Source organism: Streptomyces sp. NPDC001914, from assembly GCF_042891215.1.
Lineage (GTDB): Bacteria > Actinomycetota > Actinomycetes > Streptomycetales > Streptomycetaceae > Streptomyces.
Genome location: NZ_JBIASW010000003.1, coordinates 328,486 through 354,503, shown reverse-complemented (window position 1 = coordinate 354,503; position 26,018 = coordinate 328,486). Strand labels below are relative to the sequence as shown.

Annotated in this window: 23 protein-coding genes; 15 read left to right on the top strand and 8 right to left on the bottom strand. The window is 71.9% G+C overall.

Annotated elements, in window-relative coordinates:
* Positions 1–148 precede the first annotated feature (148 nt).
* Positions 149–1,546 carry an FAD-dependent oxidoreductase gene (locus ACFYYF_RS10850; protein WP_388773638.1) on the top strand — a complete coding sequence of 466 codons (1,398 nt, stop codon included), beginning with the start codon at positions 149–151 and terminating at the stop codon, positions 1,544–1,546.
* 138 nt (positions 1,547–1,684) lie between these two features.
* Here ACFYYF_RS10850 and ACFYYF_RS10845 read toward each other — a convergent pair whose 3' ends face one another.
* The 3 genes from ACFYYF_RS10845 to ACFYYF_RS10835 all read right to left on the bottom strand — a co-directional run bounded on the left by ACFYYF_RS10845 (position 1,685) and on the right by ACFYYF_RS10835 (position 5,241).
* On the bottom strand, positions 1,685–2,917 hold the full coding sequence (locus ACFYYF_RS10845; protein ID WP_388773635.1) for an MAB_1171c family putative transporter: 1,233 nt from the start codon (positions 2,915–2,917) through the stop codon (positions 1,685–1,687).
* A 526-nt stretch (positions 2,918–3,443) separates the two neighbouring features.
* On the bottom strand, positions 3,444–4,295 hold the full coding sequence (locus ACFYYF_RS10840) for a ketose-bisphosphate aldolase (RefSeq protein ID WP_388773633.1): 852 nt from the start codon (positions 4,293–4,295) through the stop codon (positions 3,444–3,446).
* A 64-nt stretch (positions 4,296–4,359) separates the two neighbouring features.
* The gene (locus tag ACFYYF_RS10835) at positions 4,360–5,241 is read right to left on the bottom strand and encodes an SIS domain-containing protein (RefSeq protein WP_388773630.1); all 882 of its coding nucleotides are present in this window, start codon (positions 5,239–5,241) and stop codon (positions 4,360–4,362) included.
* Positions 5,242–5,363: 122 nt separating this feature from the next.
* Here ACFYYF_RS10835 and ACFYYF_RS10830 point away from each other — a divergent pair, with 122 nt between their 5' ends.
* The 11 genes from ACFYYF_RS10830 (at position 5,364) to ACFYYF_RS10780 (ending at position 18,438) form a co-directional block, all read left to right on the top strand.
* Positions 5,364–6,143, top strand: a complete 780-nt coding sequence (locus tag ACFYYF_RS10830; RefSeq protein ID WP_361680827.1) for a DeoR/GlpR family DNA-binding transcription regulator — start codon at positions 5,364–5,366, stop codon at positions 6,141–6,143.
* Positions 6,144–6,343: 200 nt separating this feature from the next.
* Positions 6,344–7,297: a fumarylacetoacetate hydrolase family protein gene (locus ACFYYF_RS10825; RefSeq protein ID WP_388773626.1), complete on the top strand. Its 954-nt coding sequence runs from the start codon at positions 6,344–6,346 to the stop codon at positions 7,295–7,297.
* The gene (locus ACFYYF_RS10820) at positions 7,294–9,246 is read left to right on the top strand and encodes an acyl-CoA synthetase (RefSeq protein WP_388773624.1); all 1,953 of its coding nucleotides are present in this window, start codon (positions 7,294–7,296) and stop codon (positions 9,244–9,246) included. Before ACFYYF_RS10825 ends, ACFYYF_RS10820 begins: the two co-directional genes overlap by 4 nt.
* Complete coding sequence (locus tag ACFYYF_RS10815) at positions 9,243–9,584, top strand: DoxX family protein (protein WP_388773621.1); 342 nt, start codon at positions 9,243–9,245, stop codon at positions 9,582–9,584. The genes ACFYYF_RS10820 and ACFYYF_RS10815 overlap by 4 nt, the downstream gene beginning before the upstream one ends.
* Before the next feature lie 102 nt (positions 9,585–9,686).
* On the top strand, positions 9,687–10,622 hold the full coding sequence (locus ACFYYF_RS10810) for an amidohydrolase family protein (RefSeq protein ID WP_388773619.1): 936 nt from the start codon (positions 9,687–9,689) through the stop codon (positions 10,620–10,622).
* 30 nt (positions 10,623–10,652) lie between these two features.
* Positions 10,653–12,422 (top strand): FAD-dependent monooxygenase, encoded by a 1,770-nt coding sequence (locus ACFYYF_RS10805; protein WP_388773616.1) that lies wholly within the window; start codon positions 10,653–10,655, stop codon positions 12,420–12,422.
* 19 nt (positions 12,423–12,441) lie between these two features.
* Positions 12,442–13,566 carry a VOC family protein gene (locus tag ACFYYF_RS10800; RefSeq protein ID WP_388773613.1) on the top strand — a complete coding sequence of 375 codons (1,125 nt, stop codon included), beginning with the start codon at positions 12,442–12,444 and terminating at the stop codon, positions 13,564–13,566.
* 96 nt (positions 13,567–13,662) lie between these two features.
* On the top strand, positions 13,663–14,313 hold the full coding sequence (locus tag ACFYYF_RS10795; RefSeq protein WP_388773610.1) for a TetR/AcrR family transcriptional regulator: 651 nt from the start codon (positions 13,663–13,665) through the stop codon (positions 14,311–14,313).
* Positions 14,314–14,439: 126 nt separating this feature from the next.
* Positions 14,440–15,885: a glyceraldehyde-3-phosphate dehydrogenase gene (locus ACFYYF_RS10790; RefSeq protein ID WP_388773608.1), complete on the top strand. Its 1,446-nt coding sequence runs from the start codon at positions 14,440–14,442 to the stop codon at positions 15,883–15,885.
* 249 nt (positions 15,886–16,134) lie between these two features.
* Positions 16,135–17,337, top strand: coding sequence for an MFS transporter (locus tag ACFYYF_RS10785; RefSeq protein ID WP_388773606.1), 1,203 nt, complete (start codon positions 16,135–16,137; stop codon positions 17,335–17,337).
* A gap of 312 nt (positions 17,338–17,649) precedes the next feature.
* A complete protein-coding gene (locus ACFYYF_RS10780; RefSeq protein ID WP_388773603.1) occupies positions 17,650–18,438 on the top strand; it encodes a maleylpyruvate isomerase family mycothiol-dependent enzyme in 789 nt (262 codons plus the stop codon).
* Positions 18,439–18,548: 110 nt separating this feature from the next.
* Here ACFYYF_RS10780 and ACFYYF_RS10775 read toward each other — a convergent pair whose 3' ends face one another.
* Positions 18,549–18,962 carry a MarR family transcriptional regulator gene (locus ACFYYF_RS10775; protein WP_361680860.1) on the bottom strand — a complete coding sequence of 138 codons (414 nt, stop codon included), beginning with the start codon at positions 18,960–18,962 and terminating at the stop codon, positions 18,549–18,551.
* A gap of 84 nt (positions 18,963–19,046) precedes the next feature.
* On the opposite strand from ACFYYF_RS10775, the gene ACFYYF_RS10770 reads away from it, so the two are divergent.
* Both ACFYYF_RS10770 and ACFYYF_RS10765 read left to right on the top strand, forming a co-directional pair.
* Complete coding sequence (locus tag ACFYYF_RS10770) at positions 19,047–20,534, top strand: MFS transporter (protein ID WP_388773600.1); 1,488 nt, start codon at positions 19,047–19,049, stop codon at positions 20,532–20,534.
* Positions 20,535–20,599: 65 nt separating this feature from the next.
* The gene (locus ACFYYF_RS10765; RefSeq protein ID WP_365490669.1) at positions 20,600–20,947 is read left to right on the top strand and encodes a DUF6332 family protein; all 348 of its coding nucleotides are present in this window, start codon (positions 20,600–20,602) and stop codon (positions 20,945–20,947) included.
* Here the strand turns inward: ACFYYF_RS10765 and ACFYYF_RS10760 are convergent.
* The 3 genes from ACFYYF_RS10760 to ACFYYF_RS10750 form a co-directional block, all read right to left on the bottom strand.
* On the bottom strand, positions 20,908–21,573 hold the full coding sequence (locus ACFYYF_RS10760; RefSeq protein WP_388773596.1) for a response regulator: 666 nt from the start codon (positions 21,571–21,573) through the stop codon (positions 20,908–20,910). The two genes, ACFYYF_RS10765 and ACFYYF_RS10760, sit on opposite strands and share 40 nt — an antisense overlap.
* Positions 21,570–22,808: a sensor histidine kinase gene (locus tag ACFYYF_RS10755; RefSeq protein ID WP_388773593.1), complete on the bottom strand. Its 1,239-nt coding sequence runs from the start codon at positions 22,806–22,808 to the stop codon at positions 21,570–21,572. The genes ACFYYF_RS10760 and ACFYYF_RS10755 overlap by 4 nt, the downstream gene beginning before the upstream one ends.
* 140 nt (positions 22,809–22,948) lie before the next feature.
* Positions 22,949–23,677: a TetR/AcrR family transcriptional regulator gene (locus ACFYYF_RS10750; protein WP_388773590.1), complete on the bottom strand. Its 729-nt coding sequence runs from the start codon at positions 23,675–23,677 to the stop codon at positions 22,949–22,951.
* A gap of 231 nt (positions 23,678–23,908) precedes the next feature.
* On the opposite strand from ACFYYF_RS10750, the gene ACFYYF_RS10745 reads away from it, so the two are divergent.
* Positions 23,909–24,358 carry a nitroreductase/quinone reductase family protein gene (locus ACFYYF_RS10745; protein WP_361680878.1) on the top strand — a complete coding sequence of 150 codons (450 nt, stop codon included), beginning with the start codon at positions 23,909–23,911 and terminating at the stop codon, positions 24,356–24,358.
* 319 nt (positions 24,359–24,677) lie between these two features.
* Here the strand turns inward: ACFYYF_RS10745 and ACFYYF_RS10740 are convergent, their stop codons facing one another.
* Positions 24,678–25,934, bottom strand: coding sequence for a geranylgeranyl reductase family protein (locus ACFYYF_RS10740; protein WP_361680881.1), 1,257 nt, complete (start codon positions 25,932–25,934; stop codon positions 24,678–24,680).
* Between the last annotated feature and the right edge of the window lie 84 nt (positions 25,935–26,018).

Genomic DNA, 26,018 nt, shown 5'->3' with positions numbered 1-26,018 from the left:
CGCGGCCGTGAACGGCCGTGGCCCACTGCCGCGGAAGACGCCCGGGCTCCTCACCCAGGGCACATTCCGCTCACTTTTTGATCACCCCTGGACACCTGCGTGTACGACCGTAGAGTGATGCCGATCACCAATGACATCTGGGGGAATCATGTCTCGCCGCGCTGTCGTCATCGGCGGGAGCGTGGCCGGCATGCTCGCCGCCGCGGCCCTGTTCCGCTCCATGGACGAAGTGATCGTCCTGGAGCGCGACGAACTGCCCGACGGACCCTCCCCGCGCAAGCGGATCCCCCAGGCACGACACGCCCACATCCTGCTGCCCAGCGGGCGTGACGCCATCCAGGAGCTGCTTCCGGTGGCGGACGTGCACGGCCGCCTGCTCGCCTCGGGAGCTCGCGAGCAGTCCATGACCGACATACTGGGCTTCGGGCCGCAGGGCTGGTACGGACGCTGGGCGACCGTGACCGAGGACCTGCTGCTCACCTGCTGCAGCCGTGACCTGCTCGACTGGACCCTGCGGGACGCGGTCCTGGGCACCACTCCGGTCAGGGTCCGCCGGGCCGAGGCGGTGTCCCTGCTGGGAACCGCGGACCGCGTCACCGGTGTACGTGTCCTCGCGGACGGCCTCCAGGAGGACCTGCGCGCCGATCTAGTCGTCGACGCGAGCGGACGGGGTTCGCGCGTCGAGCACTGGCTCGAAGCGCTCGGCGTGACGGACATACCCACCGACGAGGTCGACTCGGGGGTCGTCTGCGCCAGCCGGATCTTCCGTGTCCCGAGGGGCGCGGAGGACTTCCCGCTGACCCAGATCGAGGCGGACCCGACGACTTCCCGGCCGGGACGATCCGGGACGCTCGTGCCGATCGAGGGCGGCCGCTGGCTGGTCACGCTCGCGGGCACTCGCGGCGGTGAACCCATCGCCCGTTCCGAGGCGTTCGCCGACTTCGCATTCGGCCTGAGCCACCCGCTCATCGGTCAGCTCGTCTCCGCCGCCGAGCCGCTCGGCGAGGTGTTCCTCAGCCGCAGCACCCGCAACAGGCGCCGCGACTTCGAGAAGGCGGCGATGCCCGAGGGTCTGGTCGTGCTCGGTGACGCCGTCGCCACCTTCAACCCCGTGTACGGCCAGGGCATGTCCGTCGCGGCCCTCGGTGCCCAGGCGCTGGCCCGTCAGTTGCGGCAGACCGATGTCACCGTTCCGGGCTTCGCCCACGACGTCCAGCGGGCGGCCGCCAGGTCCGTGTCGGCCGCCTACACGGTGAGCACGTCGCAGGACCAGTGGTTCCCGGAGGTCGTCGGCCGGGCTCCGACGCTCTCGGACCGGCTCATCAGCAACTACATGGGCCGGATGGCACGCGTGGCGACCACCTCGTACGCCGTGTCCGCGGCCAAGTGCAAGGTCCTCACGCTCCAGGCGGACACGAGCCGTCTCCTGCACACCGAACTGCTCATGGCCACCCTGAGGGGCCCCGTCGCCGAGCCGCCGGCCGGGCCTCCGCTGACCTTCGAGGAGAGTGCCTTCGTCGACTCCGTGGGGCCGCTCGCCGTGTGACGGCGGCGGGCCCGGTACGGGTGCGGGTCCCGCACGTGCGCGCTCCGCACTTCCCGCCCGACGGTCGTACGAGGGACGCGGGGCGGCCAGTACGTCGGCTGCCGGGCGGCCGATGCGCGGGCCGCGGGACGGACGCGGTCAGGACGGCTGCCGCACCGCGGTCCTCCGGGACTGGACGGCGGCGTCGACGATCGGTGTGCGCACCGCCTTGGACAGGCTCAGCAGGGACGGCTGACCCGTGTCCAAGGACCGCGAGGAACCCACCTGGCCTCGCACGCGCGCGCTGACCGAGACCACCACGTCCACGTCACCGACCGAGATGCCGATGGTGCCGGTCTGCGCCATGGAGGCCGGTGTGTCGGCGAGAGCGGCCACGGCGACCATCGCGGCCATCCCGATCGCCTCGGCCTCCGCCGCCGAGGAGCCGGCGGCCAGCGCGTCCTGGTAGGCGCGGCCGCGCACCTGGTCGTCGAGCTGTCCGGCGAGCCGCTTGAGGCCGTCACGGATGACGGTCTCCCGTGTGGTGAGCCTCAGTTCTACGTCGCCGATCATCCGCCACGACAACGCGGTGACACAGCGTCGGCGGCTGGTCGGCCCCGCGAGCAGCCGGAACAGCGGACGCAGGCGCACGAACGTGACGGCCGAGTCGATGCGCGGACCGACGAGAGGGAGGATGTAGCCGGCCGAGGCCAGGCAGGAGCCGACGGCCACGAGCGGTGCGACGCTGGTGCTGAGGCTGTCCCAGCGGTGCCCGAGCCAATGAGCGGTCAGCGCGACGGACTTGACGACGCCGTAGGCGCTGGTGAACAGCCAGCCCAGCACGAGCAGGACCAACGAACCCCTGGTCCAGCGTTTCACCTTCCGTATCCAGCTCCAGCACAGCAGGGTCGTCGTCACCGCGGCCACCATGTGCGCCACCAGGTACAGCACGATCATCTCCCGGATGAACGGCGTCGAGGCGTAGTAGGTGTCGAAGTCGGCCCGTCGCTCGACCGGCGCGTCGCCCAGCGAGAAAAGCACGCCTTCGGCGGCGATCACTCCCAGGTAGCTGAACAGCCAGGCCCGCGACGTGCGCCGCACCTGGTCGGGGTCACTGCCCCGCCAGTGCACGATGAGGATGAGCGAGGCCGCGCCGAAGGCGGTCACCGCGCCGTAGGTCAGCGGCGCCGCCATGTTCGGAACACCCGTGAGGCTGTTGACGAGAATGACCGTGGGCGGCGCACCGAGGACGAAGCAGAGTCCCGACAGCAGGATGACGGCGCAGAACGACCGCTTGAGCGGGTCCTTCCGGTGCCGGCGCAGATCGGGGAGCTGAGCGGCGAGTCCCATCCAGAGGACGGCGGCGGCGAGGTAGTAGATCAGTCCGTTCACAGCGGGCCCAGAGGCAGGTGAGCACTCGGTCCCCGGTGGGCGCCGCGGTGGGCACGCAGTCCCCGGTGCGCGCCACGGTGCGGGCCGGTTCCGGCGATCGCCCTGTTCACCGGGGTGTACGTCCCGCCCTCACGCGCCGACCTACCTATACCGGCCAGAAGTTGACCGCTCAAGGCCTTCTCCGTCCTGCGCCCGGTCGGGCGCCGGCCCTGCCCCGAAAACACCGCAAACCCCTGCTCCCCGCGTCCATGGGGGCATGTGGACGCGTGCCCGAGTGGCCTCCGGGGCGAAGGTTCACCCGCGGGCCTGCCGTGCCCTTTCGGCCTCCTCATAGTCGTTCACCCTAGCCACGTTGTCACCCGCCCGAACTCCCGTCGGTGCAAAAGCACATGCGTGGAAAACGGCTTCCGCCCGCCTCGGTGCCGGGCGGGCGGTCGCTTTGGGGCGTATATCCGGCTGTAGCGGTATCTGGGTGGTGCTCAGCCGCGCGGTACGGCGGTGCCCCGTCCCCGCGGTGCGACGGGGCTCACCCCCGCAGCACGGCGATCAGCCCCGCCACCGTCCGCGCCATCGCCTCCCGTCCCACGCCCAGGTACTTCCGCGAGTCCACGGCGTCGGGGCTCGCGGTGAGGAACTCCCGGATGGCGCCCGTCATTGCGATGTTCAGCGCGGTGCCGATGTTGACCTTGGCGATACCGCCCGCGACGGCCGCCCGGAGTTCCGCGTCGGGCACCCCGGAGGAACCGTGCAGGACGAGGGGGACGGCGAGCGAGGACGCGAGGCGCTTGAGCAGGCCGTGGTCGAGGGCCGCGGTCCGGGTGGTCATGGCGTGCGAGCTGCCGATCGCCACGGCCAGCGCGTCCACGCCGGAGTCGGCCACGAAGGCGCGGGCCTCCAGAGGGTCGGTACGGGCCCCCGGTGCGTGCGCATCCCGGGCGGGCTCGCCGTTCTTGCCGCCGATCTCACCCAACTCGGCCTCGATCCAAAGACCTTGGGCGTGTGCCCAGTCGGCGGCGGCGCGGGTGGCGTGGAGGTTCTCCTCGTACGGCAGGCGCGAGGCGTCGTACATGACGGAGCTGAACCCGGCACCGGGCGCCTGGCGCAGCAGGTCGTCGCTCTGTACGTGGTCCAGGTGCAACGCGACGGGCACGGAGGCTCGTTCGGCGGCGGCGGTCGCGGCACGGGCCAGGGGGAGCAGCCGTCCGTGGCGGAACCTGACGGCGTTCTCGCTGACTTGCAGGACGACGGGCGCGCCCGCCGTCTCCGCCCCCGCTATGACGGCCTCGATGTGCTCCAGGGTGACGACGTTGAAGGCGGCGACGGCGGTCCGGTCCTCCGCGGTCCGGGCGACCAGCTCTCCGGTTGCTGCGAGGGGCACAACTCCTCCTGTTCCTTGGTGGATCGAGCCGGATCGGTGGCTTCAGAAGTTCAGGGGGCGCGGTTCAGCCGTCGAGGATCACCGAGCGGGTGAGGTGGCGCGGCCGGTCGGGGTCGAGGCCTCGGGCCGCGGCGACGGCGACGGCGAGCCGCTGGGCGCGGACGAGTTCGGCGAGCGGGTCGAGACCACCGCCGACCCACAGCCCGCCGGTCCCCCGGACCTGTTCGGCCAGCCCGTCGGGCGCTTCGCCGAGCATCCAGGTGGCGGTGCCCCGGGTCGTGACGCTGATGGGGCCGTGCCGGTACTCCATCGCGGGGTAGGCCTCGGTCCAGGCGAGAGCCGCCTCCCGCATCTTGAGCCCGGCCTCGTTGGCGAGCCCGACGGTCCAGCCGCGGCCGAGGAAGGTGAACTGCGAACAGTAGACGAGCCCTTCGGGCAGCGGAGTGCCGAGCGCGGTGCGCGCGTCCGCGACGACGGCCTCGGTGTGCAGGCCGAGGTGGGCGCGGAGCAGGGTGAGCGCGGTCGTCGCGAAACGGGTCTGCACGACGGACCGCTCGTCGGCGAAGCCGAGCACGACGACGTCGTCCGCGCACTTCATCACGGGCGTGCCCGGATCGGCGGTGAGAGCGGTCGTACGAGTCCGTCCGCGCAGCCGGCCGAGCAGTTCGAGCACTTCGGTGGTCGTCCCGGAGCGTGTCAGGGCGACCACGCGATCGTAGGAGCGGCCCGCGGGGAACTCCGAAGCGGCGAAGGCGTCCGTCTCGCCCTGCCCGGACTGTTCGCGGAGCGCGGCCGCGGCCTGTGCCATGAAGAACGAGGTACCGCATCCCACGATCGCGACGCGCTCCCCCGACGCGGGCAGCGCGGCCGCGTGTGCCGGCGCCTCTTCGGCGGCGCGGATCCAGCATTCGGGCTGGCTGCTCAGTTCGTCCTCGACATACGTCATGACGTACCCCTCCCACTGGTGCTCGTTTCTGCAAGATATAGCGAGCTTTCGAGCACAATCAAGCATTCGAGCGAAGACGAGGTGCGTTAAGGTCGCGGAGGAGCGAGGAAGGGAGAGCGCTGATGTCGCGCGACGCCCGGTGGAAGGCGCTGCTGGAACTGCTCGTGGAGCAGGGCCGTCTGGACGTCGAGGAGGCCGCGGCACGGCTGGAGGTCTCGGCCGCGACGATCCGGCGCGACTTCGACCAGCTCGCCGAACAGCAGATGCTCGTGCGCACCCGGGGCGGCGCGGTCGTGCACGGCGTCTCGTACGAACTGCCCCTGCGCTACAAGACCGCCCGGCACGCCTCGGAGAAGCAGCGCATCGCGAAGGCGGTCGCCGACCTCGTCGCCCCGGGCGAGGCGGTGGGCCTCACCGGGGGCACCACGACGACCGAGGTGGCCCGCGCTCTCGCGGTACGCCCCGACCTGTCGTCGGGCTCCCCCGCGCTGACCGTGGTCACGAACGCGCTCAACATCGCGAACGAGCTGGCCGTACGCCCCCAATTCAAGATCGTGACGACCGGCGGGGTCGCCCGGCCGCAGTCGTACGAGCTGATCGGGCCGCTCGCGGACGCCGTGCTCAAGCAGATCACCCTGGATGTCGCGGTGCTCGGCGTGGTCGCCTTCGACGCCACGCACGGCGCCGCCGCGCACGACGAGGCGGAGGCGGCGATCAACCGACTCCTGTGCGAGCGGGCCGAGCGCGTGATCGTCGCCGCCGACTCCAGCAAGCTGGGGCAGCGCGCGTTCGCCCGCATCTGCGCGGCCGAGTCGGTGGACACCCTGGTCACGGACGCGGCGGCGGGGCCCGAGACGATCGGACGGTTCACGGAGTCGGGGATCGAGGTCATCTCCGTCTGACGCCGGGGCCGCCACACGCTTTCGGCGTCTCGTGCTCCGTCTCGCGGCCCGCTTCAAGGCCCGCGCCACGGACTCATCTAGTCCTCAGTTCTGATGGATTCATCAGTATTGACCATCGTTGACGCCGCACCACGTCAGGTCTGATCGTTCCATCAGCCAGACGACGACGTCTGCCTCCCGGCACCGACGGAGGGTTTTCGATGAGTACCGCTGTTGTACGCACCGCCGAAGGGTGGTGGGTGGAGCGGGACGAGCGGCTGCACCGCATCGCCACCGACGCCCGCACCACGGCCGAGCTGCTCGCGGACAAGCCCGCGGTGAGCGCGGCGGCCCGCGCCGACGGCCCCGGACGGCCCCTGGCGGAGCGCGAACTCCTCTCACCGGTGACCACGCCGTGCCGCATCGTCGCCCAGATGGTCAACTACCGCTCCCACGCCAGGGATTCGGGCTTCGACCCGGACAAGGTGCCCCCCGCGTTCTTCCGCAAGGCCTCCGGCTCCGTGACCGGTCCGACCGGCGACATCGTCCGGCCGGCACACGTGCGGCTGCTCGACCACGAGATCGAGCTGGGGCTCGTCCTCGGAGCCACACTGCCGATCGGCGCCGAGGTCCGGGCCGACGGCCTGTCGCGGTACGTCGCCGGGCTCGTCGTCGCGCAGGACATCAGCGCCCGTGACGTACAGCTGCCCAAGACCCAGTTCTACGAGGGCAAGTCGTACCCGACGTTCACGCCGCTCGGTCCGAGGCTGCTGCTTGTCGACGCGCACGAACTGGCCGCCCTGGACCGGCTGCGGCTGACCTGCGCGGTCAACGACGTGGTGCGGCAGGACCGTACCGCGGCCGACATGATCACTCCGCCCGCGCGGGCCCTCACCCTGCTCGCCCGCTTCCAGACCATGGAACCCGGAGACGTCCTGCTGACCGGCACGCCCGGAGGCACCGCGCTGAAGTCACCCGGCGGAGTCGCGGCCACCCTGGGAGCACTGCTGCCGCCGGACCGCCGCTGGAAGGCCTTCTTCGCCAGAGAGGCGAAGAACCCGCACTACCTCCGGCACGGGGACGTCCTCACCTCCCGGATCGCCACCGACGACGGTGCGCTCGATCTGGGCGTCCAGCGCGGAACCGTCCATGTGGAGCGGGGGGCGGAGGCATGACCGGCACCGAGTCGCGCGCCCCTCGGCAAGGGACCGGGGATCCGCTCTGGCCCGTCTACGACCGGCCGTCCGACCTCGCGGCGATCGAGTCCGTGCCGCTGGAGGCGCGCGGACTGCCGTCCTCGACCTATGCCGCCGTCGTGCGGGCCGCACGCCTCCGGCCCGACGGCCCAGCGCTCACGGTGCTGCCCAGTGCCGAGGAGTGGCCGCGTGCCGTCACCGTCACGTTCGCCGAACTGCTCTCCCAGGTACACCGGTTCGCCAATCTGCTGCGGGCCCACGGAGTGGGCCGCACCACCGCCGTCGGCCTCCTGTCCCCCAACACCGCGCTGCTGCCCGCCGCCCTGCTCGCCGCGCAGACCGCGGGCATCGCGGCCCCCGTCAACCCGGCGCTGTCCGCCGAACACGCCGGACGTCTCCTGGCGTCGAGCGGAACCCGCGTCCTGATCGCCGCCGGTCCCGAACTCGACGCGGAGGCGTGGCGGACCGCACGCGAGGTGGCCCGGTCCCTCCGCCTGACCGCCCTGTTCGCCCTGCGACCCACCGCATGCGCCGGTGCGGCACCGGAGTTGGAGCCGGTCGACGGGGTCGTCGTGGCCCATCTCGACGCGGCGGCCGCGGCGCACGCACCGGACCGGCTCGTCGGCGTCGAGCCGCCCGCGCCCGGCGACCTCGCGGCCTGCTTCCACACCGGCGGGACCACCGGCGCGCCGAAGCTCGCCGCGCACACCCATGCCAACGAGATCGCCGACGCCTGGATGATCGCGGCGAACAGGCTGCTCGACGAGGACTCGGTCCTGTTCGCAGCGCTGCCCCTGTTCCACGTCAACGCGCTGATCGTGACCGTGCTCGGGCCTCTCCTGCGGGGCCAGCACGTGGTGTGGGCGGGGCCGTCGGGTTACCGCGAACCCGCCCTGTACGGGGTGATCTGGAAGATCTTCGAGCATCACCGCGTGGCCACGCTGTCCGCGGTGCCGACCGTGTACTCCGTGCTCGCCCAGGTCCCGGTCGACGCGGACCTCTCGGCCCTGCGATTCGCCGTCGTCGGCGCCTCCGCGCTGCCGCCGGCCGTCAGGGAGGCGTTCGAGGACCACACCGGCGTCGAACTGTGCGAGGGCTACGGCCTGACGGAGGCGACCTGTGCGAGCGCCCGGGGCTTCGTCGGCAAGGACCACCGGCCCGGCACGGTCGGCCAGCGACTGCCGTACCAGCGGCTGAGGACGGTGCGGGTCGACGCGGACGGCGCCTGGCACGATCTGCCTCCGGGCGAGCCCGGCACCCTGGTGATCGCGGGCCCGACGGTCTTCCCCGGCTACGTCACCGGGTGCGGCCCGGACGGTCCCCTCCTGGACAGCCTCGGCACGGTCCGCGACGGCTGGCTCGACACCGGTGACCTGGCGTGCGTCGACCCGGACGGTTTCGTCCGGCTCCTGGGCCGGGCGAAGGATCTGATCATCCGTGGCGGGCACAACATCGATCCCGCCGTCGTCGAGGACGCCCTGCTCGCCCACCCGGCCGTGACCGCGGCGAGCGCGGTGGGCCGCCCCGACCCGCACGCGGGCGAGGTGCCCGTCGCCTACGTGACCCTCGGACCCGACACCGCCGTCCCGGTGGCGGAACTGCTCGCCTTCGCCGCGGAACGCGTACCCGAGCGGGCCGCCGCGCCGAAGGACGTCGTGGTGTGGGACGGCCCTCTCCCGGTGACCGACGTGGGCAAACGCGCGAAGCTGCCGCTGCGGCTCGACGCCACCCGACGGGCTGTCGTCGCCGAACTCGCCTCGTGCGGGGTCCGCCTGGCGCCGGGCGAGCGGGTGGGCTGCGAACTCCTCGACGGCCGACCCCTGGTCCGCGTTCCGCATCTCGCCGACCGGACGCTCCGGCTGCGGGTTGCCGCGGCACTCGACCGGTACGCGTTCCGCTGGGAGTTCGCGACAGAGGGCAGGCCATGAGCACCGCCCTGTCCCTCGTGCTGTGCGTCGTCTTCGTCCCCCTCGGCCTGGCGAAGCTGGCCGCCGTGGCACCGATGCGTGCCGCCGCGGCCCATGTGAACCTGACCACGGGCCAGTACCGGGCGATCGGCGTCCTGGAGATCGCGGGGGGCGCGGGCGCCGCCGCGGGCAGCGCGTTCCCGGTCCTGGGCGCGGCCGCGGCGACCGGACTGCTCCTGCTGATGGCCGGTGCCGCCGTCACCCATCTGCGCGCCGGCGATCCGGTCGCCCGAAGCGTCCCGGCCGTGGCGCTGGCACTGCTCTGCGCCCTCGACATCGCCCTCGCCCTCGCGCTCTGACGCCTCGGCGCCCCCGGGACCCGCGGACTCCTCGCGGCCCGGCCCCTCCCGGCCAAGGACCCTCCGCGGCCCGGACCCCTCCCGAACGGAGGAAGGAGCCCCATGACCCGCATCGACGTACATCAGCATCTGCTCCCGCCCCGCTACACGGCATGGCTGGAGCGCAAGGGAATCGGCGAGGCCGGCGGCCGCGCCCTGCCCGCGTGGAGTCCGGAACGGGCCGTCGCCCTCATGGACGAACACGGCATCGGAACCGGTGTCCTGTCCCTGTCGACACCGGGCACCCATCTGGGCGACGGCGCGGAGGCCCGCGAAATGGCCCGCTCCGTCAACGAATACGCGGCCGAGTGCGTCAAGGACCGTCCCGACCGGTTCGGATTCCCGGCCACCGCCCCGCTGCCCGACGTGGACGCGGCGACCGGTGAAGTCGTCCACGCACTCGACGAGTTGGGCGCCGACGGAGTCACGCTGCTGGGCAACGCCGACGGCACCTACCTCGGCGATCCGTCCCAGGAGCCGCTGTTCGCCGAGCTGGACCGGCGCTCGGCCGTCGTGTTCGTCCATCCCTCGGTCCTGCCCGCGCCGCCCGTGCCCGGCATCCCGCCGTTCGCGGTCGACTTCCTCCTCGACACCACCCGTGCCGCGACGAACCTCGTCCTGCACGACATCCCGCGCCGCTACCCGAACCTGCGGATCGTCCTGGCCCACGGTGGCGGATTCCTGCCGTACGCCGCTCATCGCATCGCGGCTGCCCTGTTCGCCGAGACCGGCCGGGACCCCGGCGAACTCCTCGACGACCTCGCCTCCTTCTACTTCGACACGGCACTCACCGCGAGTCCCGCCTCGCTGCCCAGCCTGCTCGCCTTCGCCCGGCCGGGACATGTCGTGTACGGCTCCGACTGGCCGTTCGCTCCCGACCTCGCCGTCGCCTACTTCGGCGCGATGCTCGCCGAGTACGCGGACCTGGACGAAGCGACCCGCGCCGCCGTCGACAGCGGCAACGCCCTGCGGCTCTTCCCCCGACTCACCGCCGGCTGACCGATCCCGGCCCCTCACCAGGAGCACACCATGCACGATCTCGATGTCCCCGTCCTCATCGTCGGCGGGGGCGGCGCGGGCCTGACCGCGTCCATGCTGCTGAGCGAACTCGGTGTCGACCACCTGCTGGTCAACGCCTGGCCCGGCACCTCCGTCCTCCCCAAGGCCCATCTGCTCAACCAGCGCACCATGGAGATCTTCCGGGACCTGGGCCTGGACGAGCCGATCTACGCCGCCGGGGCGCCCACCGAGTCCATGACCCACTCCGGCTGGTACGCCGGTCTCGCGGGCGGCCATCCGGATGCCGGGCGGCGCATCGCGACGGTGGAGTCGTGGGGGGCCGCCGGCACGACACCGGAGTGGGCCGGGGCCAGCGCCCAACGGCCCACGAACCTGCCGCAGATCCGTCTGGAACCCCATCTGCGCCGACGGGCCGAGGAGTTGGCGGGCCCGGACCGGGTGCGCTTCCACCATGAACTGACCGCGTTCAGCCAGGACGCCGAGCATGTCACCGCGACCGTCACCCGCCGCGACACCGGCGAGAACTACCGGGTCCGCGCGCGGTACCTGCTGGCCGCCGACGGCGGACGAACCGTCGGACCGGCGCTCGGTATCGCCGCCGAGGGCATGCGCGACGTGGCCCGCGTGGTCACCTTCCACCTCACCGCCGACCTCTCACGGTGGGCGCGGGACCCGCACGTGCTGATCAGGTGGCTCTGGCTGCCGGACACGGCAGCGGCCGGCGTCCTCGTCCCGATGGGACCCGAGCGCTGGGGCCCTGACTCCGAGGAGTGGGTCCTGCATCTCAACTACGGCGCGGACGACGAGCGTTCGCTGGACGACGAGGCGGTCGTCGCCGATCTGCGCGCCGCTCTCGGGATCGGGGACCATCCGGTCCACATCCACATGATCTCCCGCTGGAACGTCGAGGGGATTGTCGCCGAGCGCTTCCGCGAGGGCAGGGTCCTGCTCCTCGGCGACGCGGCCCACCGCCACCCGCCGACCGGCGGGCTCGGCCTCAACTCCGCCGTCCAGGACGCCCACAACCTGGCCTGGAAGCTCGCCGCGGTACTGAGCGGCGGCGCGGGCGAGGCGCTGCTCGACACGTACGAGGCCGAACGCAAGCCGGTCACCGCCACCAACGTCCGGCGGTCCCTGGAGAACGCCCTCAACCACCTCGTCACCACGGACCTCATCGGCGGCAGCGCGGAGGCGGGCGCCGAGTCCAACTGGCGCAGTCTGAGCCGGATATGGAGCGAGCGGCCCGAGGACGCCGAGCACCGCGCCTCGGTGCTGCGCGCCATCGCGAGCCAGTCCATGGAGTTCAGCGAGCACAACATCGAGTACGGCTTCACCTACGACTCCGCGGCCGTCGTCCCCGACGGCACCGAGCCGCCGGTGAGCCCCGACCCCGTGCGGATCTACCGGGCGGACGCGCGGCCCGGCCACCCGCTGCCGCACGCCTGGCTCGACACCCCGGACGGCGACCGGCTGCCCGTCATGGACCTGATCGCACCGGGACGCTTCCTGCTCGTCGCGGGCGAGGAAGGCTCGGCATGGACGGAAGCGGCGGTCAAGGCAGGCGCCGCGACGGGGGTGCCCCTGGACGCCGTACGCGTCGGGCACCTCGACGGCGACTACCGGGACCCGCGCAGCACCTGGACCCGGCTGCGGGGACACGGCCCGGGCGGCGCGGTCCTGGTGCGCCCCGACCGTTTCGTCGCCTGGCGCGCACAGGATGCGGCGTCCGACTGCGAGGCCGAACTGACCGCGGTCCTGCGCCGGTTGCTGGCCCACTAGCCGAAGGAGGAGAGGACCCATGTCGTACGACGCCGATCCGCACCGCGGGCTGCACAGCGAGGACGGTGCCCTGCGCGGGGAGCATCCGGGGCGGGCCGCCGACCCGGTCGTCAAGGCGGTGGACCTGGCGTGGCTGGAGTTCGTCAAGCCGGACCTGGACCGCGCGGAGACCTTCGCCCGCGACTTCGGGTTCGGCGTCGCGGAGCGCACCCCCGACGCCCTGTACCTGCGGGGGAGCCGGTCAGGAACGCACTGTCTGGTGATCCGCCGCGGAGCCGGCTCACGGTTCCTCGGGCCGGTGTTCCAGGCGGCGGACGCGGCCGACCTGGAACGGCTCGCGGCGGCCACCGGGCGTGACGTCACGGCGATCACCGAGTACGGCGGCGGCCGGGCCGTCGACCTCACCGATCCCTCCGGACTGCCGGTCCGGGTCGTCCACGGCGTCCTGGAGCACGCCGAAGTGCCCGGTCAGCGGCCTCTGTCGATCAACGCCGGAACGGCCGTGCCGCGCGTCAACGCCGTCCAGCGCCCGGTGCGCGAGCCCGCCCAGGTGCAGCGACTGGGCCATGTCGTGCTCTCCAGCCGTGTGTTCCTGCGCGCCCTGGACTGGTATCTGGAACATCTCGGCCTGATCGTCAGCGACTTCCTGTTCCTGGACGGGCAGCGCCGGCGTGGTCCGACCATGGCGTTCCTGCGCTGCGACCGGGGTTCCGTCCCCGCCGACCACCACACGCTCGCCCTGCATCTGAGCCCGGAGAACGGGTACGTCCACTCCGCCTACCAGGTCACGGACCTGGACGCGCTGGCGGCGGGCGGAGCGTATCTGGCCGAGCGCGGCTATCGCCGGTCCTGGGGCATCGGGCGGCACATCCAGGGCAGCCAGATCTTCGACTACTGGCGCGACCCGGACCGCCTCCTGTTCGAGCACTTCACCGACGGCGACATGTTCGACCGGAGCGTGGAGCCCGGCTGGGCCACGATGGCGGCCTCCGGGCTGGTGCAGTGGGGTCCCCCGGCCACCCGCGACTTCCTCGGCGCGGCTCCTTCCGCGGCACTGCTCCGCCAGGTCCTGAAGGCACTGCGCGAGGACAACGAGCTGGATCCGCGCCGGCTGGCGGCGCTGGCCCGGGCGATGAGGAGCTGACCGACCCGTGGGCCGGACGCCCGTCCGGCCCACGGAGGCACCTGCCAAGAATTGATGATCTCATCAGGACTGATGGCTTGGAGATACGCTGGCGGCATGCCCGACCGAGCACACACCCAGCAGCCCGCCAACCGCTTCGAGCGCCGCCGCGCACAGACCCGCCACGCCCTGATCGTCGCCGCCCAGCGGATCCTGGCCGAGCAGGGCACGAGCGAGGTCAGCATCCAGCAGATCGCCGAACGCGCCGACGTCGGGTTCGGCTCCTTCTACAACCACTTCCGGACGAAGGCGGAGCTGTTCGAGGCCGCCGTCGTCGACGCCCTGGAGGAGTACGGGAAGCTGATCGACTCGATCACCGACGGCCTCGACGACCCCGCCGAGGTGTTCGCGGTGAGCGTCCGGCTGACCTTCCGGCTCGCCGACACCCACCCCGAGCTCACCCGGGTGCTGCGGTTCGGCGGGCTCCCGTACATCCACGAGGACTTCGGCCTCGGCCCCCGGGCGCTGCGGGACATCGAGAAGGGCAACGCCTCCGGACGGTTCCGTGTGGCGAGCCCTCTCGTGGCCCTCAGCGCCGTCGGCGGTTCCCTCCTCGGCCTGCTGCAGTTGAAGTCGTCCCCGCATTCCGGTCCCGCCCTCGCCGGCGCCGACGAGGAGATGGCCGAACTGATCCTGCGCATGCTCGGACTCACGCCCGAGGACGCCCACGAGGTCGCCCGCCGTCCGCTGCCCGGCACGAACGTCTGACAGGTCCCGGACGCCCCGGCGGACGCCGGTCTCTCCACGCGTGGACGTCCGAGTGGACACCGCATGAACGTCGGAATCAGGGTCCGGTTACCATATGAGCGCCACCTAGCTCGAAAGATGATTCCTGTGACTGTCAACGACGACGCGTTCACCAACTGGAAGACCCGCGAAGAGATCGCGGAGTCGATGATCCCCATCATCGGGAGGCTGCACCGGGAGCAGGACGTCACCGTCCTTCTGCACAGCCGCTCGCTGGTGAACAAGTCGGTGGTGAGCATCCTCAAGACCCACCGCTTCGCCCGGCAGATCGCCGGCGAGGAGCTGTCGGTCACCGACACGCTGCCCTTCCTGCAGACGCTCACCACGCTGGATCTCGGCCCGTCCCAGATCGACATCGGCATGCTCGCCGCGACGTACCAGGCCGACGACCGCGGTCTGTCCGTCGAGGAGTTCACGGCCGAGGCGGTCGCCGGCGCCACCGGCGACAACAAGATCGAGCGCCGCGAGGGCCGCGACGTCGTCCTCTACGGCTTCGGCCGCATCGGCCGGCTGCTCGCCCGGCTGCTCATCGAGAAGACCGGCTCGGGCAACGGGCTCCGCCTGCGTGCCATCGTGGTGCGCCAGGGCGGCGACCAGGACATCGTCAAGCGCGCCTCGCTGCTGCGCCGCGACTCCATCCACGGCCAGTTCCAGGGCACGATCACCGTCGACGAGGCGAACAGCACGATCATCGCCAACGGCAACGAGATCAAGGTCATCTACGCCAACGACCCGTCCGAGATCGACTACACGACGTACGGGATCAAGGACGCCATCCTCGTCGACAACACCGGCAAGTGGCGTGACCGCGCGGGCCTCTCGAACCACCTGCGTCCCGGCATCGACAAGGTCGTCCTGACGGCCCCGGGCAAGGGCGACGTCCCGAACATCGTGCACGGCGTCAACCACGACACGATCAAGCCGGACGAGCAGATCCTGTCCTGCGCCTCCTGCACCACCAACGCGATCGTGCCGCCGCTCAAGGCCATGGCCGAGGAGTACGGCGTCCTGCGCGGCCACGTGGAGACCGTCCACTCGTTCACCAACGACCAGAACCTGCTGGACAACTACCACAGCTCCGACCGCCGCGGCCGCTCCGCGCCGCTCAACATGGTCATCACCGAGACGGGTGCCGCCTCCGCGGTCGCCAAGGCGCTGCCCGACCTCAAGGCGCCCATCACCGGCAGCTCGATCCGCGTTCCCGTGCCGGACGTCTCGATCGCGATCCTCAGCCTGCGCCTGGGCCGCGCGACCACCCGCGAGGAAGTCCTCGACTACCTCCGCAACGTCTCGCTGACCTCGCCGCTCAAGCGCCAGATCGACTTCATCAGCGCCCCCGACGCGGTCTCCAGCGACTTCATCGGCTCGCGCCACGCCTCGATCGTCGACGCCGGCGCCACCAAGGTCGAGGACGACAACGCGATCCTCTACCTCTGGTACGACAACGAGTTCGGCTACTCCTGCCAGGTCATCCGCGTCGTCCAGCACGTCTCGGGCGTGGAGTACCCGACCTTCCCGGCTCCGGCGGTCTGACACCCGGTCCGCTCCGGGCTCCCCTCTGGTCGGAGAGGGGACGCCAGGACGGTCGCGGCGAACACCTGACCAGCTCATGGGAAGATCCGCGACCCCCGAGGGCCGCCACCCGCACCGCGGGTGGCGGCCCTCGGCCGTTCCACGAACGGCGTGAAGGCCCCCCCACCAGCGCCTTCACGCGACCCGGCCCCCGAATCCCGACCCGCCCCTCCCCTTGCCTCACGTGCGGCATACATCTAACGTGATTTTGTGCCGCTAATAAACAAACTGGTCCCGCACAGTGTCGTGCCGGATCGTTCCCTCACCCGACTCCGCATCACGCTCACCGCCTTCTTCGCCCTGGACGGCTTCGTCTTCGCGGGCTGGGTCGTCCGCATCCCCGCCATCAAGCACCAGACCGGCGCCTCGGCCGGCGCTCTCGGCCTCGCTCTTCTCGGGGTCTCCGCCGGAGCCGTGATCACCATGATGCTGACCGGGCGGCTGTGCCGACGGTTCGGCAGTCACCCGGTGACCGTGGCCTGCGGCGTGCTGCTGTCCTTGAGCATCGTCCTGCCTCCGCTCGCCCACTCGGTACCGCTTCTCGGACTGTCCCTGCTGGTCTTCGGCGTGGGCTACGGCGGCATCAACGTCGCCATGAACAGCGCGGCTGTCGACCTCGTCGCCGCGCTGCGGCGCCCCGTGATGCCCAGTTTCCACGCGGCCTACAGCCTGGGCGGCATGCTCGGAGCGGCCCTCGGCGGACTCGTCGCCGGGTATCTGTCCCCGACGCGCCATCTGCTCGGCATCGCCGTCGTCAGCCTGCTCGTGACCGCCGTCGCGGGACGCGCGCTGCTCCGCGAGGACGTCCCGGTGGCGCCGGACCGCCCACGGGGTGACGCGCCCGAGGGGCACCGCCGTCTCGACTCCCGCACCCGTGGCCTGGTGGTGGTCTTCGGACTGATCGCCCTGTGCACCGCGTACGGCGAGGGCGCGCTCGCGGACTGGGGCGCGCTCCATCTGCAGCAGGACCTTCAGGCACGCCCGGGAACCGCCGCCATCGGGTACTCCTGCTTCGCGCTCGCCATGACGATCGGCCGGCTGAGCGGAACGGCACTGCTCGAACGGCTGGGCTGGACGCGCACGTTGGTCATGGGCGGCACGACGGCCTCGCTCGGCATGCTGCTGGGCTCGCTCGCACCCTCCGTCTGGGCGGCGTTCCTCGGCTTCGCCGTCACCGGACTCGGCCTCGCCAACGTCTTCCCCGTGGCGGTCGACCGGGCCGGCGCGCTCGCCGGAGCGAACGGGGTCGCCGTCGCCTCCACCCTCGGGTACGGGGGCCTGCTGATCGGACCGCCCGCGATCGGGTTCATGGCCGACTGGTACTCCCTGCCGACGGCGCTCACGAGCGTGGCGGTGCTGGCGGCCGTGGCCGCCCTGATCGGATTCGCCACGCGCCGGGCCGCGGTGGGGTGACGGGGACACCGTGGGGTGCCGGGCATCCCGTGGGGCGACTGGTACAGCGCGGCGTGACTGGGACAGGGGGCCGGGGCCCGGCGGGCACCGAACCGTACGGACGCCGCCCGGAGCCGGAGCCGCACGGACGCCTGCCCGGGCCAGGGGCCGGAGCCGGCGTCGCTCGGACGCCGACCCTCGGGCCGGACCTGGAGTCGCACGCGGGCCGGCCCGCGGCCCGGCGGGCACCGAGCCCGCTGAAGTCGCCTCCCCTCCCCCGCACTTCGGCGCCGCGCTCCGTGCTGGGCATCCGTGTCGGGCACACTTCTCGGCATGGAGATTCGGGAGTTCGTGGAAACCCTGGACCGGGAGGGCCGCTCACTGGCCACCGCCGCGGAGAAGGCGGGCGTCGACGCCGAGGTCGTGACCTGCGCCGGCTGGCAGGTCAGGGATCTGGTGCGACACACGGGCATGGTCCACCGCTGGGCCACCGCGTTCGTCGCCGAGGAGCACACCTCGTACCACCCCGACGGCGGTCTGCCGGATCTGGACCACGACGAGCTGCTGACCTGGTTCCGCGACGGGCACCGCCGGCTCGTGGACACCCTGGCCGGCGCCTCTCCGGACGTACGGTGCTGGAGCTTCCTGCCGGCGCCCTCGCCTCTCGCCTTCTGGGCACGCCGGCAGGCCCACGAGACCACCGTGCACCGGGTCGACGCCGAGTCCGCGCTCGGCGGAGAGCCCACCCTCGTCGCGCCGGACCTCGCGGTCGACGGGATCGACGAGTTGCTGCGTGGATTCCACGGGCGGGACAGGAGCAAGGTCCGCACCGAGGAGCCCCGTGTGCTGCGCGTGCGGGCCACGGACCGCACGGACGCGGTGTGGACCGTACGCCTGTCGTCCGGACCGCCGGTCACCGAGCGCGGCGATCGTGCCGACACCGAGACCAAGACCGACACCGACTCCGAATCCGGCCGGAGCGCGGACGTGGACTGCGAGCTGACGGGACCTGCCGCGGGGCTCTACCTGGCCCTGTGGAACCGTGCCCCGTTCCCGGCCGTGACGGGTGACGCCTCCCTCGCGACCCTGTGGCGGGAGAAGTCCGCCATCACCTGGAGCTGAGGGACGCCTCCGTCGCCCGGTCCCCGAGCCGGGCGGCGTGTTCCGAAGCCGGACGCCCGGCACCGCCGCACCCGGCAGTGATCACCGAGGCCCGCCGGGCGGCAGCCGGGTCACTCCCCGCACGCCACCGGGCCGCCCGCCAGCATCCGCGCCAGCACCGCGCGCTGCAACGGCAGCACCTCGCCGTGCAGTTCACGACCCCTCGGGGTGACGCACACGCGCACACCCCGTCGGTCCTCGGCGCACATGCCGCGCGTCACGAGGCCGTCCTTCTCCAGGCGTCCGATCAGCCGGGACAGGGCGCTCTGGCTGAGATGGACGCGCTCGGAGATCTCCTGGACGCGGAAGCTGGGGCCGCCGTCCGCCGCGGTGCCCGTCGTCAGCAGGTCGAGGACCTCGAAGTCGCTGGCTCCCAGGCCGTGCGGGTGCAGCTCGCGGTCCAGCTCGCAGAGGGTGCGGGCGTGCACGGTCAGGATGCCGCGCCACTGGTCGACGAGCCCTTGCTCAGCGTTCTCGGCAGCCATGCACGCACCGTAGCAAAGAAACGTCTTTGTTGCATCGGAATTAAATGCACTTGCATTGAATGCATGTGCATGTACTGTCGTGCCATGACCTCTCCGCTCACCCACCCCTCGCCGGGACGCTGGACCCCCCGGCTGTGGGGCACCCTGCTCGTGCTCTGCGCCGCGATGTTCCTGGACGCGCTGGACGTGTCGATGGTCGGCGTGGCACTGCCGTCCATCGGCTCCGAACTCGACCTCTCCACCTCGACGCTCCAATGGGTCGTCAGCGGCTACATCCTGGGTTACGGCGGACTGCTGCTCCTCGGCGGACGCACCGCCGACCTGCTGGGCCGACGCCAGGTCTTCCTGGTGGCCCTCGCCGTGTTCGCGCTCGCCTCGCTGCTCGGCGGTCTCGTCGACTCGGGCCCCCTGCTGATCGCCAGCCGTTTCATCAAGGGCCTGAGCGCCGCGTTCACCGCGCCCGCCGGCCTGTCGATCATCACCACGACGTTCGCCGAGGGCCCGCTGCGCAATCGCGCCCTCTCGATCTACACCACCTGCGCGGCCACCGGCTTCTCCATGGGCCTGGTGCTGTCCGGCCTGCTCACCGAGGCCAGCTGGCGACTGACCATGCTGCTTCCCGCGCCCATCGCCGTCGTCGCCCTGTTCGCGGGCCTGAAGCTCATCCCGCGCAGCGAGCGCGAGAAGAGCCACGGCGGTTACGACATCCCGGGCGCCGTCATCGGCACCGCCTCGATGCTGCTGCTCGTCTTCACCGTCGTCCAGGCGCCCGAAGCCGGCTGGGGATCTGCACGGACCCTGCTGTCGTTCCTGGCCGTCGCCGTGCTGCTCACCGTCTTCGCCGGCATCGAGCGACGCAGTCCGAGCCCGCTGATCCGGCTCGGCGTGCTGCGCTCCGGCAGCCAGATCCGGGCCCAGCTGGGCGCGATGGCGTTCTTCGGCTCGTACGTCGGCTTCCAGTTCCTCGTCACCCTGTACATGCAGTCGCTGCTCGGCTGGTCGGCCCTGCACACCGCGCTCGCCTTCCTGCCGGCCGGCGCGCTCGTGGCGCTGTCCTCGACGAAGGTGGGGGCGGTGGTCGACCGGTTCGGCACACCCCGGCTCATCGCGACGGGCTTCGCCCTGATGGTCGCCGGGTACGCGCTCTTCCTGCGCGTCGACCTCGACCCGGTCTACGCGACGCTCATCCTGCCGACCATGCTGCTGATCGGCGCCGCGTGCGCCCTCGTCTTCCCGTCCCTCAACATCCAGGCGACGAACGGGGTCGACGACCACGAGCAGGGCATGGTCTCGGGCCTGCTGAACACCTCCGTGCAGGTCGGCGGCGCGATCTTCCTCGCGATCGTGACGGCCGTCGTCACCGCGAGCTCCTCCGCGGGGTCCTCGCCCCAGGACGTCCTCGACAGCTACCGGACCGGCCTGATGGTGGTGACCGGCATCGCCCTGGCGGGCCTGCTGATCACGCTGCCCGGCCTGCGGGTACGGCGGGGGCGGGAGTCCGTCGTCGTCGCCCGGTCCGGCCGGACGGTGGCGGAGCCCGAGGCGGAACGGGTCGGCGTCCACGACGGGTGAGTCGTCCGGCGCACGCGCCCGGCGGGCTCCTTGCTCCGCCGGGCGCGCGGCTGTTGACTCGGGTCATGGACAACAACGGTGAAACGGGCAGCAGTTACCGAGGTGGTACGGACGTGACACGGGCGCGGCGTACCCAGGCACAGCACCAGGCACGGCGCGACGCCGTGACCGTCGAGATCGGATACGCCCTGGCCAGCGCCGCGTTCGTCGCGGCGGTCGCGTTCGGGGTCGTCACCGGTCCCGCCCTCTTCCTGGACCTGTCGTCCGGCACGGTGCACGCGCTCGTCACGGTGGGTGGCACCCTGGCCGCCGCCCTCTTCGCGCTACGCGTGGCCACCGTACTGTTCCGCTTCCACCGGGAAGCCGCCGCTCCTCAGCCCAGCCAGCCCGGTCGCACGAGGCCGGACTCGTAGGCGAGGACAACCAGTTGGGCGCGATCGCGGGCGCCCAGTTTCACCATCGTCCGGCTGACGTGGGTCTTGGCCGTGAGCGGGCTGACGACCAGACGGCGGGCGATCTCCTCGTTCGAGAGGCCGATCCCGACCAGCGCCATCACCTCCCGTTCCCGCTCGGTGAGTTCGGCCAGGCCGGCGGCCGACCCTGGCTCCTTGGAACGCGCCGCGAACTCGGAGATCAGCCGGCGCGTCACCCCGGGCGAGAGCAGGGCGTCGCCCTCGACCACCGCCCGTACCGCGCGCAGCAGTTCCTCGGGTTCGGTGTCCTTGACCAGGAATCCGGAGGCACCGGAGCGGATGGCCTCGAAGACGTACTCGTCCAGCTCGAACGTGGTGAGCATGACCACCTTCACGTCCCCGAGCACGGCGTCGCCGGTGATACGGCGGGTGGCGGCGAGGCCGTCCAGCACGGGCATCCGGATGTCCATCAGGACGACGTCCGGGCGCAGTTCACGGACCGCGCGCACCGCCTCCTCGCCGTCGGCGGCCTCCCCGGCCACCTCGATGTCCGGCTGGGCGTCGAGGAGCGCCTTGAAGCCGGCCCTGACCAGTGACTGGTCGTCGGCGAGCAGTACACGGATCACCCGTTCTCCTCCTTGGTCTTCCACGGCAGCACGGCCAGCACCCGGAACCCTCCGTCGTCGCGCGGACCGGCCTCGATCGTGCCACCCAGCGCGGCGGCCCGCTCCCGCATGCCCGCGAGCCCGTTGCCGCTTCCGCCCGCGTCCGCGCCGGTGGCCGGACCGTCGTCGTCGATCCGCAGATGGAGCACGCCCCGCTCGTGGTCGAACCGCACCCGGGCCCGGCGCGACCCCGAATGCCGTACGACGTTGGTCAGCGCTTCCTGGACGATGCGGAACGCGGCGAGATCGGTGCCGGGCGCGGGTGCCGGGACCTCGCCCTCGATCTCGACCGTGAGACCGGCGCTCGCCGCCTGCTCGACCAGTTCGGGAAGCCGGTCGAGCCCGGGAGCGGGGGCGCGCGGCGCCTCCCCCGGTGCGCGCAGGGTGTCGAGCACCTGCCGGACCTCGCCGAGGGCCTCCTTGCTGGCCGCCTTGATGGTGGTGAGCGCCGTACGCGCCTGTTCCGGATCGGAGTCGAGGAGCGCGAGGCCGACACCCGCCTGCACGTTGATCACCGAGATGCTGTGCGCCAGTACGTCGTGCAGTTCGCGGGCGATTCGCAGCCGTTCCTCGTCGGCGCGGCGCCGGGCCGCCTGCGCGCGCTCGGCCCGCTCACGGCTCCACTGCTCTCGGCGCACCCGCACCAGCTCCGCCAGTGCCACGACCGCCACGACCCAGGTGGCGATGCCGATCTCCTGCATCCAGGACGGAGAGTGGTCGCCGGCCGGGGGCAGCTCGCGGTACAGCCAGTGGGCGATCAGGAGATGCCCCGCCCACAGCAGACCGACGGCCGTCCAGGCGGCTCTGCGGTGACCGGCGACCACGGCGCTGAAGCAGCCCACGGCGACGGGGAGGAAGACCGGCCCGTAGGGATATCCGGCCGCCACGTAGACCAGGGCCACCGCGGCCGTGCCGAACACGACGAACACGGGGTGGCGCTGCCGCCAGAGCAGCAGGCCGGAGCACACCAGAAGGAGTGCCCGGGAGAAGGGGTCCAGAGCCAGCCGGTCGCCGTGCTGTGCGTGGGCGGCGAAGTTCGAGCCGATGAACACGAAGGCGGTCAGCAGCAACGTGGAACGCCACGGCCAGCGCGAGCGGCGCCCCTCGTCGTCCCAGCGGTCCCGCCCGGGCGGGCCGTGCCACCATCGCGACGGACCGCCCCACGCCGACGCCGCGGGTGTGTGCTGCTCTTCCATGGCCGTCACGCTAGACGGCCCGGCGTGGCGACGGCGTCCGCCGGGCGAGGTGATCACCCGTACTCCCCACGGAGTACGGGGCGGTCGAGGCCCGGGCCTCCACCGGCGAGCCGCGCGGCCCGTACCGGGAGAAGCGCGGCCTACGCGGACGGCGGCCCGGCGGCGGCAGCGCCCTTCTGCGGATACACGAGCCCCACGTCGTCCGCGAGCCGCGCCGCCGCATGCCGGAAGAACGGTTCCCGGTCCTCCACGACCCGGTTGAACTGGCCGAACAGCTCGAACCCGATCAGCCCGTAGAGCTGTGCCCATGAGGCCACCAGGGCCACCACCACTTCGGGCGGCAGATCGGGCGCGAGATCGGCGGCCATCCGCCGCGCCTCGGTCTTGAGACCCTCGGGCACCGGCGTGCGGGCCACCCCCTTGCCCCGGTGGGCGTCCCGCACGACACCGATCAGGAGCAGGCCGACCCGGGAGGCGGAGGGAACGGTCTCCTGCGGCGCGACGTACCCGGGGACCGGTGAACCGTAGATGAGCGCGTACTCGTGCGGATGCTCCAGCGCCCAGCGCCGCGCCGCCACGCACACGGTGATCCAGCGTTCGCGGGGACCGGCGGCGGCCGCCTCGGCGTTCGCCGACTCCGCCGCTTCGCCGAGGGAGTCGTAGGCGTCGATGATGAGCGCGGTCAACAGGTCGTCCCGGCTGGGGAAGTACCGGTAGAGCGCGGACGAGACCATGCCCAGCTCGCGGGCCACGGCCCGCAGGGAGAGTCTGGCGGCGCCCTCGGCGGCGAGCTGTCTGCGCGCCTCGTCCTTGATGGCCGCCGTGACCTCGATCCTGGCTCGGGCACGTGCCCCTCGCGCGGTACTCATACGGTGCAGTGTCCCACGTTTTCAGAGCAGTGCACACAAACGAGAGCAGCGATCTGAAAGTGGATCGGTGCTCCGTTACGCGATCGGCTGCCACAAAAGAGATCGGTGCACAAAAACGAGAGCACTGCTCTTGCATTGGATCACCGATCCGATGCAGACTCTTCTCAAGCGAGAGCGGTGCTCACAAAACAGATCGGCGCTCTCATCACACGCTCGCCCCGAGAGGTCATCGTGTCCACACACGTCCAGAAGCCCGGCTGGTTCACCGTCAACGTCCTCAACCGCGCCGTGGCCTGGATCACCAAGCGCGGCCTCAGCCTCCGCGGCTCACGCGTCCTGGCCGTCCGGGGCCGCAAGAGCGGCGAGTGGCGCACGACCCCGGTCAATCCGCTCACCCTGGGCGGCGAGCGCTACCTCGTCGCACCCCGCGGTCACGTCCAGTGGACGCACAACATGCGGGCGGTCGGCGGAGGCGAGCTGCGCCTCGGCAAGAAGGTCGAGACGTTCACCGCCGTGGAGGTGGCCGACGACGACAAGGTGCCGGTCCTGCGCGCGTACCTCAAGCGCTGGAAGGCCGAGGTCGGCGTGTTCTTCGGGGGCGTCGGCCCCGACTCGTCCGACGAGGAGCTGCGGCGCATCGCTCCCGACCACCCGGTCTTCCGGATCACGGTCAAGAGCTGACGCGAGCCCTGTCGCCGCCTGAACCGGGCCGACGAACCGGGCGACACGTCCAGGGACTCCCGTTCGACGCCCCCGAGGGTTCCCGTCCGCCGCCCGATGACCCGCCCGACACGTCCGAGGACTCCCGTCCGACGGCTCCGGCGATTCCCGTCCACCGCCCGACGGTCCCGCCCGATACATCCGACGGTCCCGCCCACCCCCGCCGTTCCCGACCACCCTCGACGGTTCCCGTTCGCCTCGCCCCGACTCCTTCGGGTGACGACGGGAACCGTCGGGCGCGTTGGCGTTCCGGTCCCCCGCGCCCTACCGCTTCCTCCGCCTAGTCCTCCGCGCCTTCCGCCACCTGGGGACGGCGGTCCAGGCTCGTCAGGGCACGTCCGACCATCGGGTGGGTCCGGATGATCTCCCCGAGCGTGGTGGAGCCGCGGGTGATTCCCGTGAAGGCCTTCCACACCGGACGCAGGCCGGTGAGCCCCGCGTGGAACATACCGGGGCGCCGCTCGAAGGCCCCGAGCAGCCGCTTGCCGACGCTCATCTCGACGCCGAGCCCCGCCTTGATCGCGAAGGCGTAGTTCAGCGCCTGACGCCGGGCGTCCACCGCGTCGTGCGCCTCGGCGATCCGTACCGCCCACTCGCCCGCGAGCCGCCCGGAGCGCAGCGCGAACGAGATGCCCTCACGGGTCCAGGGTTCGAGCAGTCCCGCGGCGTCACCGCAGACGAGCACCCGGCCGCGCGACAGCGGCGAGTCGTCGGCCCGGCAGCGCGTCAAGTGGCCCGAGGAGATCGACGGTTCGAAACCGGCGAGGCCGAGCCGGGCGATGAAGTCCTCCAAGTACCGCTTGGTGGCGGCGCCTTCGCCGCGTGCGGAGATCACGCCGACGGTGAGCGTGTCGCCCTTGGGGAAGACCCAGCCGTAACTGCCGGGCATGGGGCCCCAGTCGATCAGGACGCGACCGCGCCAGTCCTCGGCGACCGTCTCCGGCACCGGGATCTCGGCCTCCAGGCCCAGGTCGACCTGGTCGAGCTTCACACCGACGTGCGCCCCTATCCGGCTGGCACTGCCGTCGGCACCGACCACCGCCCGCGCCAGAACGGTCTCGCCGCCCTGCAGGACCACGGCCACGGTGCGCCGGTCCGGCACCGCCGAACCGTGCTGCTCGACGCGCGAGACCGTGGCGCCGGTGCGCAGTTCGGCGCCGGCCTTCTGCGCGAACTCGACAAGCTGCTGGTCGAACTCCGGACGGTTGATGAGCCCGAACAGCATGTGCCGGGACCGCCGGGTGCGGGCGAACTTGCCGTCCATCGAGAAGGTGACCGCGTGCACCCGGTCTCTGAACGGCAGTTCGAAGCCGGGGGGCAGCGCGTCGCGCGAGGGGCCGATGATGCCGCCACCGCATGTTTTGTAGCGGGGCAGTTCGGCTTTCTCCAGCAGCAGGACGCTGCGTCCCGCGACCGCTGCCGCGTAGGCGGCCGAGGCACCCGCCGGCCCTCCGCCGACGACCACGACGTCCCACACCTGCTGTTCGTCGTCCGCCGCACGCCGCTCGTCGTCCGCCGAAGAGTTCTCGCTGCTCACGTTGGTCTACTGCTCCCAGTCCAGCCGTCTGCCGCACCTGTCCCCCGCATCCTACGGCGGGCGTCACCGCCGGCCGCTGTGGGA